Source organism: Pseudomonas sp. NY15354 (assembly GCF_048068075.1).
GTDB classification, from domain to species: Bacteria; Pseudomonadota; Gammaproteobacteria; order Pseudomonadales; family Pseudomonadaceae; genus Aquipseudomonas; species Aquipseudomonas guariconensis_C.
Map to the genome: position 1 here is coordinate 1 of NZ_JBLUPV010000038.1, position 16,770 is coordinate 16,770.

Here is a 16,770-nt window from a genome sequence, read left to right on the forward strand (position 1 = left end):
CTCCACCGCCTCATACGATGCCCCCGGGTCATTCACCCCATGCAGGAAGATCACCACCCCCGGCAGGTCGGCAGGCACCTCAAGGGTGCGTACGCCATCGAAGCCAGGGATCAACCGGCTCACGCATTGCGCCACGGTGTAGTACTCGGAATCGCTCATTGGCTAACGCCCTTTAGCCGTTCTTTCGTGCGGCCGTAATGGGGCATACCTTCGTGTATCAAGTCCATTTGCACATCGACCATCAATTAAGAATAAACGCCACAATTGTTATCGCCGCACCACTCCCATGCAACTCATTTAAATTGTCTTTCAAGATATTTGAAAAACAGTAAAAAAACCCACACAGACAAAGTCACAATCAACATCTCGAATACAAATAATCCCGCCCAGATAAAAGAATAAAACTTCAAATAAACTCCCAACTTACAACCCTTGATTCACGTGTGGAAAAGACCGCGCTGGCTCTGCAAGCGCGGCTCTACCCAAGAATGAAGTCGACCGCCCTACTCCACTGCCTCGAACGGCAACCCCACATAATTCTCGGCAATGTTCACCAACCCGGCCGGTGAGCTGAGGAAATACTCCCGGTCGGCCTCCTGCATCTTGCGGTCCCAGTCATCGTGGTGCTCGCCAAAGTCATGCAGCAACTGGGTCATGAACCAACTGAACCGCTCGCCCTTCCACACCCGGCGCAAGGCCAGAGGCGAATACTGGGTCAGCAGGTCGGTACGCCCCTCGCGGTAGATCTTGACCAGGATCCGGTACAGGTAATTGACATCCGACGCCGCCAGGTTCAGCCCCTTGGCTCCCGTGGGCGGCACGATGTGCGCGGCATCACCGACCAAGAACAGCCGGCCATACTGCATGGGCTCGACCACCTGACTGCGCAGCGGTGCGATGCTTTTTTCCAACGCCGCCCCGGTGACCAGGCGCGCGGCCACATCTTCTGGCAGCCGTGCCTTGAGCTCATCCCAGAAGCGCTGGTCGCTCCAATCCTCCACCCGCTCTTGCAGCGGCACCTGCAGGTAATAGCGGCTGCGGGTGTGGGAACGCTGGCTGCACAGCACGAAGCCACGCTCGTGATGGGCATAGATCAGCTCGTGGCTGACCGGAGGCGTATCGGCCAAAAGGCCCAGCCAGCCGAACGGATAGACCCGTTCGTATTGCTTGAGCACACCTGCGGGAATGCTCTGGCGTGACACGCCATGGAAACCATCGCATCCGGCAATGTAGTCGCACTCCAGATGCTGGCGTTGCCCGTCCTTCTCGAAAGTGACAGAGGGTTGTGAGGTATCCAGCCTATGCACCTGTACCTCACTGGCCGAGTAGATGATCGGCGCGCCACTGGCCTGGCGGGCCTGCATGAGGTCGCGGGTGACTTCGGTCTGGCCGTAGACCATGACCGTCTTGCCGCCGGTGAGGGCCTTGAGGTCCAGGCGTTGGCGACGACCGCCGACCAGCAGCTCGACGCCCTCGTGCACCAACCCTTCGCGGTCCATGCGCTCGGCGACACCCGCCTCGCGCAACAGATCGACCGTGCCCTGCTCGAGCACGCCGGCGCGGATGCGCCCGAGCACGTAGTCAGGTGTCTGGCGTTCGAGGATCACGGTGTCGATACCGGCCTTGTGCAGCAACTGGCCAAGCAGCAAGCCGGACGGACCGGCCCCGATGATTGCAACCTGAGTCTTCATTGTTGTTGTCTCTTGCTATCGATGCCGGTGCGTGCAACCTGTCCCCGGGCATCTGCTGATTTGGGTTTGCACCTGCATTTTTACTGGCCGCAGCCTGGCAAAAAGTGTGAAATCCCATGCAATACCTGCACTTTTAAAAATTTCGTTCGATTAACGGACAGACATTGCCATGACCACCAGACTTCCCGGGGTGCCACTGTTCCAGCTCTACGGCGAGAATCAGGCCTGGCCCGGTACCGACTTGCTGCATTGCGAGTCGATCCCCGCGCGCAGCCGCTTGCACCACTGGGAAATCAAACCCCATCGCCATGCCGAGCTGTTCCAACTGCTCTATGTGCAGCGTGGCCGGGCGCAGGTACAGATAGAAGGCCAGCGCAGCGAAATCCGCGAAGCGGTCATCCAGGTGGTCCCACCGCTGACCGTGCATGGGTTCCGGTTCAGCGCCGACATCCAAGGGCATGTGCTGACCTTCGGTACCGCCTTGGTGGCGGACCTTGAGCAGCGCCTGGGCGCGCCACTGTCGGTGCTGATGTCAGTGGGCTGCTACCCGCTGGGCAAGGACCGCGTTCGTCTGCACAGCCTGATCGACACCCTGCAGCAGGAATATCAGGACCACGCGCCAGGGCGAGCGGCCATGCTGCAGGCGCTGCTCACCGCGCTGATGGTGTGGATCAGCCGCCGCCAGCAGTTGGGCCAGGCCCCGCGCAACCGAGATGAACGCGACCGGCAACTGCTCAGCCGCTACCTACGCCTGGTGGAACTCCATTACCGCGAGCACCTGTCGGTCGAAGACTTCGCGGCGAAGCTGGGTATCTCCAGCCTGCGGCTCAACCAACTGTGCCGGGACTTGGCCGGGCAGACCGCCCTGCAGGTCATCCATCAGCGCCTATTGCTGGAAGCCCGGCGCAATCTGGTATACACGCGCATGAGCATCGGCCAGTTGTCTGACCGGCTGGGCTTCACCGACCCGACCTACTTCGCCCGGTTCTTCAAGCGCCTGTCCGGCCAGACGCCAAATGGCTTCCGGCGATCAGCCCAATCCCAGGAGCCGTCAGCACCTGCTTGACGTTTACGTCAAGCAGCCTTTAGGTTAGCGCTATCACCTCTTCCGAGCCCAAGCATGAGCAGCCAGACCTACAGCATCTCCGACCTGTCCCGCGAGCTGGACATCACCACCCGCGCGATTCGCTTCTACGAGGAGCAGGGCCTGCTGAGCCCTGAGCGTCGAGGCCTGGAGCGTATCTATTCGGCGCGAGACAAGGTCACCTTGAAGCTGATCTTGCGTGGCAAGCGCATCGGTTTCTCCCTGGCCGAATGCCGCGAGCTGATCGAGCTGTACGACCCCAGCGGCGGCAACCTCAAGCAGCTCAACAGCATGCTGGGCAAGATCGCCGAGCGCCGCGCCCAGCTGGAACAGCAGATGCTCGATATCCAGCAGATGCACCTGGAGCTGGACACCGCCCAGGAGCGCTGCGAGCAAGCCCTGGCCGCCACGCTCAATCAGCACAATCACAACAACCGTTGACCTGACACAGGAACCCCGCCATGTCATTGCCCGAGAAAGTCCGCCTGGTCGAAGTCGGCCCGCGCGACGGCCTGCAGAACGAAGCCCAGCCCATCAGCGTCGCCGACAAAGTGCGCCTGGTGGACGAGCTCACCGAGGCCGGGTTGTCCTATATCGAGGTGGGCAGCTTCGTCTCGCCCAAATGGGTACCGCAGATGGCCGGCTCGGCCGAGGTGTTCGCCGCCATCCAGCAACGCCCGGGGGTGACTTACGCAGCCCTGGCGCCCAACCTGCGCGGCTTCGAAGACGCCCTGGCGGCCGGGGTGAAAGAGGTGGCGGTATTCGCCGCAGCCTCGGAGGCGTTCTCCCAGCGCAACATCAACTGCTCGATCAGCGAGAGCCTCACGCGCTTCGAGCCGATCATGGAAGCGGCACGCAGCCATGGCGTGCGCGTACGCGGTTATGTGTCGTGCGTGCTGGGCTGCCCATACGAAGGCAAGGTCAGCGCCGAACAGGTCGCGCCCGTGGCCCGGGCCCTGCATGACATGGGCTGCTATGAAGTCTCCCTGGGCGACACCATCGGTACCGGTACCGCTGGCGAAACGCGCCGGCTGTTCGAGGTGGTCTCGGCCCAGGTGCCACGCGAGCAACTGGCCGGGCATTTCCATGACACTTATGGCCAGGCCCTGGCCAATGTCTATGCCAGCCTGCTCGAGGGCATCCGGGTCTTCGACAGCTCCGTGGCGGGATTGGGCGGCTGCCCCTATGCCAAGGGCGCGACCGGCAACGTCGCCACCGAGGACGTGGTGTATTTGATGCAGGGCCTGGGCATTGATACAGGGATCGATCTGGAGCGGTTGATCGCCGCCGGTCAGCGCATCAGCGCGGTACTGGGCCGCGTCACTGGGTCGCGGGTAGCACGGGCGCGTAGCGCCCAGTGAGTCACACGGGTGTCACATTTGTGTGGGTGAGTGTTACCTCACCCACGTTTGCCAGCAAAAAATCGGGTAACAGGGAAACAAATCGACAGATTTTCAGGTGACCGGTTTTTCGCGCATATCACCAAGTCATTGATTTTAAAGGAGTTTCAAAAGTTGGCACGGCATCTGCTTTATCTCTGGCATAACAAGAACAAAAACGTGACACCCAATAAAAACAATAGGTAACGGCTCTGACATAACAAGAACAACACGGCAGAGGCGTAGCAAGCAGATTTTTTTGGAGTAGACATGCTTTTCAGAGGGTTCGCCCTCGCGGTCTGACACAGAACAATAAAACTACCTGCAAGGTAGCGGCAGTCAGCCTCGGATCAGCAATGATGAAAGCAGGTCAGCGCTCAAAAAAATACGTTTGCTCTTGTGCCCCGAATGGGGGCCACCCGCGGTACAGAGACAACGGCGGACAAAAACAACAACACGCCAGTCTCCAATAATAAAAAAAGAGCAGGCAACAACGCTTTGAGGGGAGCTTCGGCTCCCCTCAGTGCTTCCTGCCCTCCTCCTCCTGCTTCCTCTCATCTTCGCCTTCGAGTCTCTCCACCAGCAACGGCATGCTGCCCAGCACCAGCAATGCCAGCACCGTGCTGATCACAGCCGTGGCCTCACGCCCAACGCCGGCAGCCGTACCGATGGCAGCGGTCATCCATAGCCCGGCAGCGGTGGTCAGGCCTTTCACATGACTGGTCTCTTGCCCGTTCCCCTTGAGAATCGTCCCGGCGCCCAGAAAACCGATACCCGCGACGATCCCTTGGATTACCCGGCTGAGCGCTTGCTCGTCAGCGCCAGCCATGCTCGGCGCCAGGACGAACAGCGCCGCCCCCAGGCAGACCAGCATGTGCGTGCGCACACCGGCGGACTTGCCCTTGTGTTCGCGCTCGAAACCTAGCACCGCCCCCAACACCGCGGCCATCAACAAACGCACCAGGATTTGCGTGACCTCGCGCAGGTCGGCAATGTCGGCGAACTCGGCTTGTATGGCCAGCCATACCGTGTGCCACCAGGGTTGCATGTCAGACCTCCAAGTCGTGAAACGCTGTGCGTGCTGATCGGACATGACGCCGCGCCCACAGGAGCAGCGCTCGAACCTTTAGAGGGATGGACCGTTGGGCTTGCCGGGAGTGCCACAGAATCCGCTGAGCGCAGCGATGCAGCAACCGCTCGTTTGCCGCGGTCACAACTGATGACCGCCAACCACGAGGACATCGCCATGCCCGTTGAAATCGACGAAAGCACCCGCCGCTGCACGTTGATCGGCGAAGACCTGCGCCTTGAGGCCGAAGGGCCGGACATCGAGATCGTCACCGACGAACACCTGCGCATGTCTGTGGCCCTGCTCGCCAACCAGCGCGTGCCGATCACCGAAGCCGAGGCCGACGCGCTCACCGTGGCCGGTGCGGTGGATAGCCGCAGGCATCTGAAGGCAAGTACGCCAGGCTCCGTAATCTAAGGCCTGCGCGGTACCCCACGGTCATCTGATACGGTTTTTATCGTGCTACCTGAGTCTGTGCTGAAAACAGATCGCACCCCATAGTGAAAGGGCCTGATCGAGACTCAAGAGCACAAGCCATGAGCGATAGAATCCCGTACCGCGTGATCGACGTTGCCGCACCCGCCAGCCCACGAAAAAGCCTAGGCGACAGCGGCATCCACACCCGCAGCTTCACCGGCCTGTACCGCAACCTGCGCATTGGCTTTGCCGGTGCGCTGTTCGTACTGTTCTTCGGCACGGCCTGGTTGGACTGGAACGGTCGCCAGGCCGTGCTGTGGGATCTTGCTGAAAGCAAATTCCATATTTTCGGCGCCACCTTCTGGCCCCAAGACTTCATCCTGCTCTCGGCGCTGCTGATCATCTGCGCCTTCGGCCTGTTTGCCATCACGGTGTTCGCAGGTCGCGTCTGGTGCGGCTACAGCTGCCCGCAGAGCGTATGGACCTGGCTGTTCATGTGGTGCGAGAAAGTCAGCGAAGGCGACCGCAACCAGCGCATCAAGCTGGCCGCAGCCCCCTGGAGCGTCGAGAAAGTTGCGCGTCGTACGCTCAAGCACAGCCTGTGGCTCGCCATCGGCGTGCTCACCGGGCTGACCTTCGTGGGTTACTTCACACCTATCCGGCCGCTCGCCGAAGCGCTCTTCACCCTGCAACTGGGCGGCGTGGCGCTGTTCTGGGTGGTGTTCTTCACTGCCGCCACCTACCTCAACGCCGGCTGGCTGCGCGAAGCGGTGTGCATGCACATGTGCCCCTATGCACGCTTTCAGAGCGTGATGTTCGACAAGGACACCTTGGCGGTGGCCTACGATCCTCGTCGCGGCGAGTCGCGTGGCCCACGCAAGAAAGGCAGCGACCCACGCGCACAAAGCTTGGGCGACTGCATCGACTGCACCCTGTGCGTGCAGGTGTGCCCCACCGGCATCGACATCCGCGACGGCCTGCAGATGGCCTGCATCGGCTGCGCCGCCTGCATCGATGCCTGCGACAACGTGATGGACAAGATGGGCTATGCCCGTGGCCTGATCGGCTACAAGTCCGAGCACACCCTGCAAGGCGGCAAGACCCACTGGCTGCGCCCACGCCTGCTGGGCTACGCCAGCGCGCTGCTGCTGATGATCGGCGCCCTGGCGGTGGCCCTGAACCTGCGCCCGATGGTGTCGCTGGATGTGATCAAGGACCGCGGCCTGTTCCGCGAGAATGCCCAAGGCCAGATCGAGAACATCTACCTGCTCAAGGTCATCAACAAGACCCAGCAGCCCCAGCATTACGAACTGCGCCTGGTGGATGCCGAGGGCTTCGCACTGCACGGCAAGACCGCCTTCGTCATCCCCGCCGGGGAGATGAGCGAGCTGCCGGTGTCCGTGGCCTTGCTGGCCGACCGCCCGACCAGCAGCGCCCAGCAGATCACTTTCGAAGTCCGCGACCGCGATGAGCCGACGATCTACAGCCGCGCCGACAGCCGCTTCGTCGCCCCTCTGAACCGTTGATCCCTTACACTGACTTGTCACCCTGACTGCCGAGCCACGATGAAACGCTACGAACGATTCGCCGACGACATTGCCGAACTGATCCGCTCCGGCGTGCTGGGGCCCGGCCAACGCGTACCTTCGGTGCGCTACGCCAGCCAGACCCACGGCGTCAGCCCGTCTACGGTGTTCCAGGCCTACTACCTGCTCGAGCGTCGCGGGCTGATCCGGGCCCGGCCGCGCTCGGGCTACTTCGTCAATGCCCACGCGCCTCGCCCGTTCAGCGAGCCCCAGGCCTTGGCGCCTGTCAGCGAGTCGACCCAGGTGGATGTCAGCGCACTGGTGTTCTCCATCCTCGACTCAATCAAAGACCCCCACACCGTGCCATTCGGCTCGGCCTTCCCCAGCCCGGAACTGTTCCCCTTGCAGCGCCTGTCGCGCTCCCTGGCCAGTGCCAGCCGAGCCATGGATCCGCGCATGGTGGTCACCGACCTGTCGCCGGGCAACCCGCAACTGCGCAGGCAGATCGCCCTGCGCTACATGGTCGGTGGGCTGATGCTGCCCATGGAGGAGCTGCTGATCACCAATGGCGCCCTGGAGGCCCTGAACCTCTGTCTGCAGGCCGTCACCGAGCCTGGCGATCTGGTGGCGATCGAAGCGCCGGCTTTCTATGCCTGCCTGCAGGTGCTGGAACGCCTGAAGCTCAAGGCCGTGGAAATCCCAGTGCATCCGCGTGAAGGGATGGACCTGGGGGTACTGGCGCAGACCCTGGATAAACACCCGGTCAAGGCCGTCTGGTGCATGACCAACTTCCAGAACCCAGTAGGCGCGAGCATGCCCGAGGCGAAGAAGCAGGAACTGGTGGCGCTGTTGCGCCGTCACCAGGTACCGCTGATCGAGGACGATGTCTACGCCGAGCTCTACTATTCCCAGCAAGCCCCAAAGCCGGCCAAGGCCTTCGACACCGACGGCCTGGTGATGCACTGCGGCTCCTTCGCCAAGAGCCTGGCACCGGGCTATCGCATTGGCTGGGTAGCGGCCGGGCGCTTTGCCCAGAAGATCGAGCGGCTCAAGCTGATGACCTCGCTATGCGCCTCGATGCCCGCCCAGGCCGCCATCGCCGACTATCTGCAACACGGCGGCTACGATCGCCACCTGCGCAAGCTGCGCTACGCCCTGGAAGGCCAGCAGTTGAGCATGCTGGCCGCCATCGCCCGGCACTTCCCGGCGCAGACCCGGGTCAGCCACCCCAGCGGGGGCTACTTCCTGTGGCTTGAACTGCCGGAGCAGATGGATGCGCTCAAGTTGTTCCACATGGCCCTGGCCCAGGGCATCAGTATCGCCCCAGGGCCGATCTTCTCGCCCACGCGGCGCTTTGGTAACTGCATCCGCCTGAACTACGGCAGCCCCTGGAACGAGGGTGCCGAACAGGCCATGGAGACCTTGGGGCGGATCGTGAGATCGTTCTGATTACCCGGCCATGCAATGCACCCCAAGCGGGCTCACCTGCTAATCAGACTCCGCGGTGGATGGCACCGGCTTTTTGCCGGTCGCTAACGCCCACCGCCCAGCTCAATGAAACTACCGGTCGAATAGGACGCCTTGTCCGACAACAACCACATAATCGCCTCGGCCACTTCTTCCGGCCGTCCGCCCCGCCCCATGGGCAAGCCCGGTTCGAGTTTGGACACCCGGTCCGGGTCGCCACTCAACGCATGGAAACCTGTGTGGATGTAGCCAGGCCGTACACCATTGACTCGCACGCCCTCGCTCGCCACTTCCTTGGCCAGGCCCACGGTGAAGGTGTCCAACGCGCCCTTGGAGGCGGCGTAGTCGACATACTCGTTCGGCGAGCCAAGCCGCGCCGCCACCGACGACACATTGACGATCGCCCCGCCCTGCCCGCCATGGCGGCGTGCCATGCGCAGCAATGCGTGCTTGGCGCACAGCATCGGGCCGACCACATTGGTCTTCATCACCTTGAGCAGGCGAAACTCGGACATTTCCTCTACCCGACTCTGCTGACCGATGGTGCCGGCGTTGTTGACCAGCGCAGTGACCGGGCCAAGCTCCTGGTCGACGCGGTGAAACAGCTGCGCCACTTCATCCTCGACGCTGGCATCAGCCCGCACGGCGATGGCCGGGGCCCCCAGCGCACGCACCTGGGCCAGCACCTGTTCGGCGGCCTGGTCGTCGGCATGGTAGTTGATGCAGATGCGATAACCCTGCTGCGCCGCCAGCAATGCCGTGGCGGCGCCGATGCCACGGCTGGCACCGGTGATGACGATGACGTTCTCCATGAATCTGCCAATTGCCTGGAAATGAGCGTTCGACAATAGAAGAAAAGCGCGTGGTTGTGAATGCCCGCATGAATGTCATGGGTTACGCGCTGCGCAGCCCTTTCCCAGGTAAACCCGCGCCCCCAGAAACCCGCCCTGGCGATCAATGTCCGGCCGACGCAGGCCCCGCCTTGGCGGTAAACGGAGGTCGTGCCAGCCATACCAGCAGGATCAACCCCGCGAACACCCAGGCCATCAGGGTGAAGTACTCCACCGTCGACATCATGTAGGCCTGGCCGTTGAGGATGCGCTCCAGCTGCGCATAGCTCTGCGGGTTGGCCCCGCCCAACTGCTCCAGCATATGCTGGGTGGAAGGATCGTACTGACTGATGTGCTCGCTTAGATAGGCATGATGCTGATCGGCGCGCCGGATCCAGATCCAGGTGGTGAGCGACGCGGCGAAACTGCCGCCGAGGGTGCGCAGAAAGGTTGCCAACCCCGAGCCGTCGGCAATTTGGTGAGGTGGCAGGTCCGACAGCAGGATGCTCAGGGTCGGCATGAAGAACAACGCCACGCCGATGCCCATGAACAGTTGCACCAGCGCCACATGCCGGAAATCCACCTCGCTGGTGAACCCGGCGCGCATGTAGCAGCTGGCACCGATCGCCAAAAACGCCAGTCCCGCCAGCAAACGCAGGTCGACCCGGTGCGCATACTTGCCCACGAACGGCGACAGGATCACCGGCAGCAGGCCGATCGGCGCCACCGCCAAGCCCGCCCAGGTCGCGGTGTAGCCCATCTGGGTCTGCAGCCATTGAGGCAGGATCAGGTTGATGCCAAAGAACCCCGCATAGCCGAGCACCATCACCAGGGTGCCGACGCGGAAGTTGCGGTGCACGAACAAGCGCAGGTTGACCACGGGATGACGGTCCGTGAGTTCCCAGATGATGAAGATCGCCAGGAATACCACCGAAATCAGGCTGCCGATGACGATGAACAAGGATTCGAACCAATCCAGGTCGTTGCCTTTGTCCAAGACCACCTGCAACGCGCCCACGCCGATGATCAGCGTCAGCAGGCCGATATAGTCCATCGGCTGCCGACTGGTGACCACCGGTCGCGTGCGCATTTGCTGGCGCACCACGGCCGCGGCGAACAGGCCGATGGGCACATTGATGAAGAAGATCCAGGGCCAGCTGTAGCTGTCGGTGATCCAGCCGCCGAGGATCGGCCCGGCAATCGGCGCCACCACCGTGACCATGGCCAGCAAGGCCAGCGCCATTCCCCTTTTGGCGGGCGGGTACACAGCGATCAGCAAGGTCTGGGTCATCGGGTACAACGGCCCGGCGACCACGCCCTGCAACACCCGGAAGGCCACCAGCTCCGGCATCGACTGGGCCACGCCACACAGGAACGAGGCCAGCACGAACAGCAAGGTGGCCCAGATGAACAGCTTCACCTCGCCGAAGCGCCGGCTCAGCCAGCCCGTCAGTGGCAAGGCGATGGCGTTGCTCACCGCGAACGAGGTGATCACCCAAGTGCCCTGCTCGTAGCTCACCCCCAGGTTGCCGGAGATGGTCGGCAGGGCCACGTTGGCGATGGTGGTGTCGAGCACCTGCATGAAAGTCGCCAGCGACAGGCCGATGGTGGTCAGCAGCAAGCTCGGCGGGGTGAACTGCGCGGGCGCGTCGTTGCTCATCGCTGGGCCGTCTTGCCGGTGGCGCTGTTCTCGTGGATCAGCCGGGCGATCAGGTTGTCGGCGTCGACCAGTTGGCGGTCATACACCTGGGTGGTGTAGCTGGCCTGCTGTGGCGGCTGCTGGGCCAGGGCCGGGCCGCTCTGGTCGTGCAGGTCGACCTCGACCACGGTGGACAGACCAATGCGCAACGGGTGGTCCTTGAGCTGTTCGGGATTCAGATGGATACGCACCGGTACCCGCTGGACGATCTTGATCCAGTTGCCGGTGGCGTTCTGCGCCGGCAACAGGGCAAAGGCGCTGCCGGTGCCGGCACCGAGGCTGTCGACGGTGCCGCTGTACTTGACGTCGCTGCCATAGAGGTCGGCGGAGATCTCCACCGGTTGGCCGATGCGCATGTCGCGCAGCTGGGTTTCCTTGAAGTTGGCATCGATCCACACCTGGTCCAACGGGATCACCGCCATGGTCGCCACACCCGGCTGCAGGCGCTGGCCCAACTGCACGGTGCGCTTGGCCACATAGCCGGTGACCGGTGCCACCAAGGTGGTGCGGGCATTGTCGAGGTAGGCCTGGCGCAGGTCGGCGGCGGCAGCCATGACCTCAGGGTGCGAGGAAACCACGGTGTCGTCGACCAGCGCCGTGCTGGTGTTGAGCTGCTGGCGGGCGCTGTTCAGGGCGCTCTGGGCGACGGTCAGGTCATCGCGAGCGTGGGAGATTTCCTCAGCGGCGATCGCCCCGCTGTCGGCCAGGACCTTGCGTCGGTTGTAGTTGTCCTGGGCTTTCTGCAGCTCGGCCTGGCGCGTCTGCAACTGGGCCTTGAGCGCATCGACGTTGCTGTAAAGGCCCCGAACCTGGCGCACGGTGCGCGCCAGCTTGGCCTCGGCGGCCTGCAAGGCAACCTCGCTGTCGGCCGGATCGAACCGCAGCAGCACCTGGCCTTCGTGCACCAGATCGCCATCGTCGGCGCCGATGCTGGTGACAGTACCGGTCACCAGGGGCGTGATTTCCACCACATTGCCATTGACGTAGGCGTCGTCGGTGCTCTCATGCCAGCGCCCGACCAGGGTGTACCAACCCCAGGCGGCGGCGCCGGCGAGCACCAGCACCAGCAGCAGGCCAAGCAGCCAGGCCTTGCGCTTGCCTGTGTTGTCCGGCGCAGGTGCTGGGGTGGAGGTGTCAGCGGAAGTGGCCATGACAATACCTTGGATGAGTCGTGAGGGATCAACGATCGGCGAAGCGGCTGATCGTCAGAGGGTCGCCGGCGCTGATCAGCACCTTGGCCAACAGGCTTTCGAGGGCCTTGAGTTCTTCAGGCGCCAGCACCCCGACCAACTCGTTCATCGCTGCCGCGCCGATCTCCGGCAGCCGGTCAGCCAGGCGCTGGCCCTCGGCAGTCAATGCAAGACGCACCTGGCGGCGGTCTTCGGGGCAGCGGTTGCGCACGATCAGTTCCTTCTGCTCGAGGCGATCGAGCATGCGGGTCATCGAACCACTGTCCAGGCCCAGGTAGCGGCACAGTTCGGCCGGTGTATCCACTTGGTACTGTGTGACGATGATCAGCACCTTGAACTGCGCGGCAGTGACGCCGTCGGCTTCGAGATGAGAATCGAGGATGCGGTCCTTCAGGAGCGCGGCGCGGCCGAGCAGCAAGCCGATGGTGCAGGCCTGGAAATTTTCCGGAGAGTAGTGGGACATGGCTGGCTGCTCAGGCAATTGTTTAAAAATATTACTGCCTAGGCAGTGAATGTCAAAGCCTTAAATAGCCTGCTATGTAAATTTTCGTACAGAAGCCCTCAGGGCTCCTGCAACCCCAGCGCCGCGACCTGCCCGCAGGCGATGGCCATGCCCACCAATTCAGGGAGGCTCGCGGCCTGCAGGCGCTTCATCACCCGCCCGCGATACAGGTCCACGGTCTTGACACTGACGCCGAGCTGTTCAGCGACTTCGCGGTTGCTCAGCCCTTGGACCAGAGGGATGAACACGTCGCGCTCACGCGGTGTGAGCCCGTCGATGCGCGCCTGCACGGTGGACAAGGCTTCGCTGTCCTGATGCCTGCGCCGTACCTGGTCCAGGGCAGCCTGCACGCTGTCGAGCAGCAGTTGGTCGTTGTAGGGCTTTTCGATGAAATCGCAGGCCCCCGCCTTGAAGGCCCGGACCACGATGGGCACATCGGCATGGCCGCTGACGAAGATCACCGGGATGTCCAGCCCGCGCTCACGCAACGCCGCCTGCACCGCCAGCCCGCCAAGGCCTGGCATGCGCACGTCCAGCAGCACGCAGGCCGGCTCGCGGTCGTCGCACACCTCGAGAAACGCCTGGCCACTTGTGAACGGCAGCGCCCGCAGGCCCACCGACTCCAGCAGCCAGACCGTCGAGTCGAGCATGCCCTGGTCGTCATCGACCACATACACCTTCGCTTGCACCACTGCCCCCTCTTCTTATCCGTTGTTCGCCGGCAGACGGCAGCCCAGCACCAAGCCACCCGCCTCGCCCGGTCGCGCCTGCAGACTGCCGCCAAAACCCTCGACAATGCTCCGGCTCATGCTCAACCCCAGGCCCAGGCCATCGGCCTTGGTCGTGGTGAACGGCGTGAAGATCTCATCCAGGCGCTCGGCCGCCACGCCCGGGCCCTGATCGCAGACCTCCACCAACAGCCCGTCGCCCAGGGCCTTGGCGGTGAGCAGGATACGCGAGGCCCGCGCGCCGTGCTGCTCGCGGTTGGCATCGATGGCATTGCGCAGCAGGTTGAGCAGCACCTGCTCGAGCAACACCCGATCGGCATACACCTTGGGCAACTGCGGCCCCAGACGCTGCTCGATGCGCACCTGGGCCTGACCGGCTTCCCAGGCGCACAGACGCAATGCCTCACCCACCACGTCGGCGATCTCCAACGCCTGAAGGTGGCGCGGCCCCTTGCGCAGGAAGGCCCGCAGGCGACGAATCACCTGCGCGGCATGGGTTGCCTGGGCGTTGATCCGCTGCAGGCCCTGACCGATGCGCTCACGGGCCTGGGGGTCATGATCAAGATTGTGCAGGTAGCGCAGGCTGGCGTTGCTGTAGTTGAGCACAGCCGCCAGCGGCTGGTTGATCTCATGGGCAATGCCCGAGGCGAGTTCGCCCAGGGTGGCGACGCGGGCGCTGTGGGCCAGAGTCTCCTGGGCTTCGATGCGCAACGTGATGTCGCGCGAGACGGCGACGATTTCCACCACCGCTCCGGTATAGGTCTCGCGAATCGCCCGGCAGGCGATCTCGAACCAGCGGTAGCGGCCATCGGCATGGCGCACACGACAAGTCAGGGTGTGATACCCCTCCACCTCCAGTGCCGCACCAGCCTGCAGCAAAACCTGGCGCCGCTCGCTGGGGTGCAGCAAGGCATGCACGGCGCTGCCGCGCAGTTGCTCCGGCCATAGGCCAAGCAACCGGAAGGCCGCCGGCGTGGCATCGAGAAAACGCCCGTCCGGGCTGTGCCGGGAAATCAAGTCGGTGGTGTTTTCGGTGATCAGCCGATACAGGCGCCGGGCACGGCTGGCCTCACGCGCCTCGCGACGTTCATCGCTGGCGTCGCGGCAGCGGGCCAGCACTTGCTGGCCGTTGTCATCGGGAATGAACGTCCAGAGCAAGATGCGCTCCCCTACCTCGGCTTCCACCTCGGCGATGGCCCGCCGTTGGCGCAAACAGGCCCGCACCAGCGCCGCCGCGTTGGTGGGCAACGCCAGTGTGTTTTCGCCGAACAGCGCCTGGAACGCGGCGTTGAACGCCAACGGGCGTGCATCGGGGGCCAGCAACAAGCTGGGTTGCGGGTCCTTGGCCAGCAAGGGCGATAAGGTCTTGTCCACCGGTAAGGGCTCTTTTTATAGTAGTTTTACTATATTGCTATAGTCGATCTTCCAGCTACCATAGCGGTTCGCGTAAAAATGCGACAGGGGCAGCAGCCATCGGCGGCTCCCCTTCCCTGATCAGAGCTAACAATCAGCCACCGGGGGCCATGCGCACAGGCTGCGTCTGCCTCCTTACAGGAACACCGCATGTCGATCTATTCCCAGGGCCTGATGCCCACTGCCGTCAATCATGTCGCCCTCACCCCCTTGAGCTTCATCGAGCGAACCGCCGCGGTGTATGGCCGCTATCCGGCGGTGATTCATGGTGCCATCCGCCGTGACTGGGCGCAGACCTACGAGCGCTGCCGGCGCCTGGCCAGTGCCTTGGCCGGGCGCGGCATTGGCCGGGGCGATACCGTTGCCGTGATGTTGCCGAACATTCCGGCGATGCTCGAAGCACATTTTGCCGTGCCGATGATCGGTGCGGTGCTCAATACCCTCAACGTGCGCCTGGACGCCGAAGCCATCGCCTTCATGCTGCAGCATGGCGAAGCCAAGGTGCTCATCACCGATCGCGAGTTCCACCATGTGATCGAAGGCGCGCTGGCCCTGCTCGAACATCCGCCGCTGGTGGTGGATGTGGACGACCCCGAGTATGGCGAGGGCCGCGCCGTCAGCGACCTGGACTACGAGGCCCTGCTGGCCGAGGGCGACCCGGCGTTCGCCTGGGAGTGGCCCGATGACGAATGGCAGGCGATTTCCCTGAACTACACCTCCGGCACCACCGGCAATCCCAAAGGCGTGGTGTATCACCACCGCGGCGCCTACCTCAATGCGCTGGGCAACCAGATGACCTGGTCGATGGGCCAGCATCCGGTATACCTGTGGACACTGCCAATGTTCCACTGCAACGGCTGGTGCTACCCCTGGACCGTCACCGCGCTGGCGGGTACCCATGTGTTCCTGCGCCGGGTCGACCCGCAGAAGATCCTCACCCTGATCCGCGAGCACCGCGTCAGCCACCTGTGCGGTGCGCCCATCGTGCTCAATGCCCTGGTGAACGTGCCCGACACCGACAAAGCTGCCATTGGCCATCCGGTGCAGGCCATGGTCGCGGGCGCCGCGCCACCGGCCAAGGTGATCGGTGCGGTCGAAGAGATGGGTATCCGCGTCACCCATACCTATGGCCTGACCGAGGTCTACGGCCCGGTCACCGTCTGCGCCTGGCACGCCGAGTGGGATGAACAGCCGCTGGAGCAGCGCGCGCGGATCAAATCCCGCCAAGGCGTGCGTTATCCGACCCTGGATGGGCTGATGGTGGCCGATCCCCAGACCCTGCAACCGGTGCCACAGGACGGCACGACCCTGGGCGAGATCTTCATGCGCGGCAATACCGTGATGAAGGGTTACCTGAAAAACCCCGAGGCCACCGCCGAGGCCTTCCGTGGCGGTTGGTTCCACACCGGCGATCTGGCCGTCTGGCATGCCGACGGCTATGTCGAGATCAAAGACCGGCTCAAGGACATCATCATCTCCGGCGGCGAGAACATCTCCACCATCGAAGTCGAAGACACCCTCTACAAGCACCCGGCTGTGCTCGAAGCCGCCGTGGTGGCCCGCCCGGATGAAAAATGGGGCGAAACACCCTGCGCGTTCGTGGCCCTCAAGCCAGGGCAAGGCAGTACCCGCGAGGCGGACATCATCCAGTGGTGCCGCGAGCACCTGGCCGGCTTCAAGGTGCCCAAGACCGTGATATTCGGCGAATTGCCGAAGACCTCCACCGGCAAGATCCAGAAATACGTCCTGCGCGACCAAGCCAAGGCCCTCTGACC

Annotated in this window: 15 protein-coding genes; 7 read left to right on the top strand and 8 right to left on the bottom strand. The window is 63.3% G+C overall.

Features of this window, described 5'->3' with window-relative positions:
- Window positions 1-503 precede the first annotated feature (503 nt).
- Window positions 504-1,691 carry a 4-hydroxybenzoate 3-monooxygenase gene (gene pobA, locus ACNFCH_RS23535; protein WP_416744099.1) on the bottom strand — a complete coding sequence of 396 codons (1,188 nt, stop codon included), beginning with the start codon at window positions 1,689-1,691 and terminating at the stop codon, window positions 504-506.
- A 169-nt stretch (window positions 1,692-1,860) separates the two neighbouring features.
- Here pobA and ACNFCH_RS23540 point away from each other — a divergent pair, with 169 nt between their 5' ends.
- Genes ACNFCH_RS23540 through ACNFCH_RS23550 form a run of 3 tightly spaced genes read left to right on the top strand, consistent with a single transcriptional unit; the run spans window position 1,861 to window position 4,136 of the window.
- Entirely contained in the window at window positions 1,861-2,757 is an 897-nt protein-coding gene (locus ACNFCH_RS23540) for a helix-turn-helix domain-containing protein (RefSeq protein WP_337158357.1), read from the top strand.
- A gap of 54 nt (window positions 2,758-2,811) precedes the next feature.
- The gene (locus ACNFCH_RS23545) at window positions 2,812-3,216 is read left to right on the top strand and encodes a MerR family transcriptional regulator (protein WP_196165070.1); all 405 of its coding nucleotides are present in this window, start codon (window positions 2,812-2,814) and stop codon (window positions 3,214-3,216) included.
- 20 nt (window positions 3,217-3,236) lie between these two features.
- Entirely contained in the window at window positions 3,237-4,136 is a 900-nt protein-coding gene (locus ACNFCH_RS23550; RefSeq protein WP_337158358.1) for a hydroxymethylglutaryl-CoA lyase, read from the top strand.
- A 538-nt stretch (window positions 4,137-4,674) separates the two neighbouring features.
- On the opposite strand, the gene ACNFCH_RS23555 is transcribed toward ACNFCH_RS23550, so the two are convergent.
- The gene (locus ACNFCH_RS23555; protein ID WP_337158359.1) at window positions 4,675-5,202 is read right to left on the bottom strand and encodes an MgtC/SapB family protein; all 528 of its coding nucleotides are present in this window, start codon (window positions 5,200-5,202) and stop codon (window positions 4,675-4,677) included.
- Window positions 5,203-5,400: 198 nt separating this feature from the next.
- On the opposite strand from ACNFCH_RS23555, the gene ACNFCH_RS23560 reads away from it, so the two are divergent.
- The 3 genes from ACNFCH_RS23560 (at window position 5,401) to mapR (ending at window position 8,615) form a co-directional block, all read left to right on the top strand.
- Window positions 5,401-5,640 (top strand): DUF3203 family protein, encoded by a 240-nt coding sequence (locus tag ACNFCH_RS23560; RefSeq protein WP_070091232.1) that lies wholly within the window; start codon window positions 5,401-5,403, stop codon window positions 5,638-5,640.
- Window positions 5,641-5,759: 119 nt separating this feature from the next.
- Window positions 5,760-7,166 carry a cytochrome c oxidase accessory protein CcoG gene (ccoG, locus tag ACNFCH_RS23565; RefSeq protein WP_337158360.1) on the top strand — a complete coding sequence of 469 codons (1,407 nt, stop codon included), beginning with the start codon at window positions 5,760-5,762 and terminating at the stop codon, window positions 7,164-7,166.
- 39 nt (window positions 7,167-7,205) lie between these two features.
- Complete coding sequence (gene mapR, locus ACNFCH_RS23570) at window positions 7,206-8,615, top strand: GntR family transcriptional regulator MpaR (protein ID WP_416744103.1); 1,410 nt, start codon at window positions 7,206-7,208, stop codon at window positions 8,613-8,615.
- An 83-nt stretch (window positions 8,616-8,698) separates the two neighbouring features.
- On the opposite strand, the gene ACNFCH_RS23575 is transcribed toward mapR, so the two are convergent.
- From ACNFCH_RS23575 to ACNFCH_RS23600, 6 genes are all read right to left on the bottom strand, one after another.
- A complete protein-coding gene (locus ACNFCH_RS23575) occupies window positions 8,699-9,445 on the bottom strand; it encodes an SDR family oxidoreductase (RefSeq protein WP_416744105.1) in 747 nt (248 codons plus the stop codon).
- Window positions 9,446-9,587: 142 nt separating this feature from the next.
- Window positions 9,588-11,123, bottom strand: coding sequence for a DHA2 family efflux MFS transporter permease subunit (locus ACNFCH_RS23580; RefSeq protein WP_416744107.1), 1,536 nt, complete (start codon window positions 11,121-11,123; stop codon window positions 9,588-9,590).
- Window positions 11,120-12,313 (bottom strand): efflux RND transporter periplasmic adaptor subunit, encoded by a 1,194-nt coding sequence (locus ACNFCH_RS23585; RefSeq protein ID WP_337158364.1) that lies wholly within the window; start codon window positions 12,311-12,313, stop codon window positions 11,120-11,122. The genes ACNFCH_RS23580 and ACNFCH_RS23585 overlap by 4 nt, the downstream gene beginning before the upstream one ends.
- A gap of 28 nt (window positions 12,314-12,341) precedes the next feature.
- Window positions 12,342-12,815: a MarR family winged helix-turn-helix transcriptional regulator gene (locus tag ACNFCH_RS23590; protein WP_070091180.1), complete on the bottom strand. Its 474-nt coding sequence runs from the start codon at window positions 12,813-12,815 to the stop codon at window positions 12,342-12,344.
- 98 nt (window positions 12,816-12,913) lie between these two features.
- Complete coding sequence (locus tag ACNFCH_RS23595; protein ID WP_416744109.1) at window positions 12,914-13,546, bottom strand: response regulator transcription factor; 633 nt, start codon at window positions 13,544-13,546, stop codon at window positions 12,914-12,916.
- A gap of 12 nt (window positions 13,547-13,558) precedes the next feature.
- The gene (locus ACNFCH_RS23600; RefSeq protein WP_416744112.1) at window positions 13,559-14,956 is read right to left on the bottom strand and encodes a sensor histidine kinase; all 1,398 of its coding nucleotides are present in this window, start codon (window positions 14,954-14,956) and stop codon (window positions 13,559-13,561) included.
- A 189-nt stretch (window positions 14,957-15,145) separates the two neighbouring features.
- On the opposite strand from ACNFCH_RS23600, the gene ACNFCH_RS23605 reads away from it, so the two are divergent.
- On the top strand, window positions 15,146-16,768 hold the full coding sequence (locus ACNFCH_RS23605) for an acyl-CoA synthetase (protein WP_337158367.1): 1,623 nt from the start codon (window positions 15,146-15,148) through the stop codon (window positions 16,766-16,768).
- Window positions 16,769-16,770: the final 2 nt, after the last annotated feature.

Bases quoted from the DNA above. Each gene is read 5' to 3' on its own strand.
- pobA (WP_416744099.1), bottom strand. From the start codon at position 1,691: ATGAAGACTCAGGTTGCAATCATCGGGGCCGGTCCGTCCGGCTTGCTG.
- ACNFCH_RS23540 (WP_337158357.1), top strand. From the start codon at position 1,861: ATGACCACCAGACTTCCCGGGGTGCCACTGTTCCAGCTCTACGGCGAG.
- ACNFCH_RS23545 (WP_196165070.1), top strand. From the start codon at position 2,812: ATGAGCAGCCAGACCTACAGCATCTCCGACCTGTCCCGCGAGCTGGAC.
- ACNFCH_RS23550 (WP_337158358.1), top strand. From the start codon at position 3,237: ATGTCATTGCCCGAGAAAGTCCGCCTGGTCGAAGTCGGCCCGCGCGAC.
- ACNFCH_RS23555 (WP_337158359.1), bottom strand. From the start codon at position 5,202: ATGCAACCCTGGTGGCACACGGTATGGCTGGCCATACAAGCCGAGTTC.
- ACNFCH_RS23560 (WP_070091232.1), top strand. From the start codon at position 5,401: ATGCCCGTTGAAATCGACGAAAGCACCCGCCGCTGCACGTTGATCGGC.
- ccoG (WP_337158360.1), top strand. From the start codon at position 5,760: ATGAGCGATAGAATCCCGTACCGCGTGATCGACGTTGCCGCACCCGCC.
- mapR (WP_416744103.1), top strand. From the start codon at position 7,206: ATGAAACGCTACGAACGATTCGCCGACGACATTGCCGAACTGATCCGC.
- ACNFCH_RS23575 (WP_416744105.1), bottom strand. From the start codon at position 9,445: ATGGAGAACGTCATCGTCATCACCGGTGCCAGCCGTGGCATCGGCGCC.
- ACNFCH_RS23580 (WP_416744107.1), bottom strand. From the start codon at position 11,123: ATGAGCAACGACGCGCCCGCGCAGTTCACCCCGCCGAGCTTGCTGCTG.
- ACNFCH_RS23585 (WP_337158364.1), bottom strand. From the start codon at position 12,313: ATGGCCACTTCCGCTGACACCTCCACCCCAGCACCTGCGCCGGACAAC.
- ACNFCH_RS23590 (WP_070091180.1), bottom strand. From the start codon at position 12,815: ATGTCCCACTACTCTCCGGAAAATTTCCAGGCCTGCACCATCGGCTTG.
- ACNFCH_RS23605 (WP_337158367.1), top strand. From the start codon at position 15,146: ATGTCGATCTATTCCCAGGGCCTGATGCCCACTGCCGTCAATCATGTC.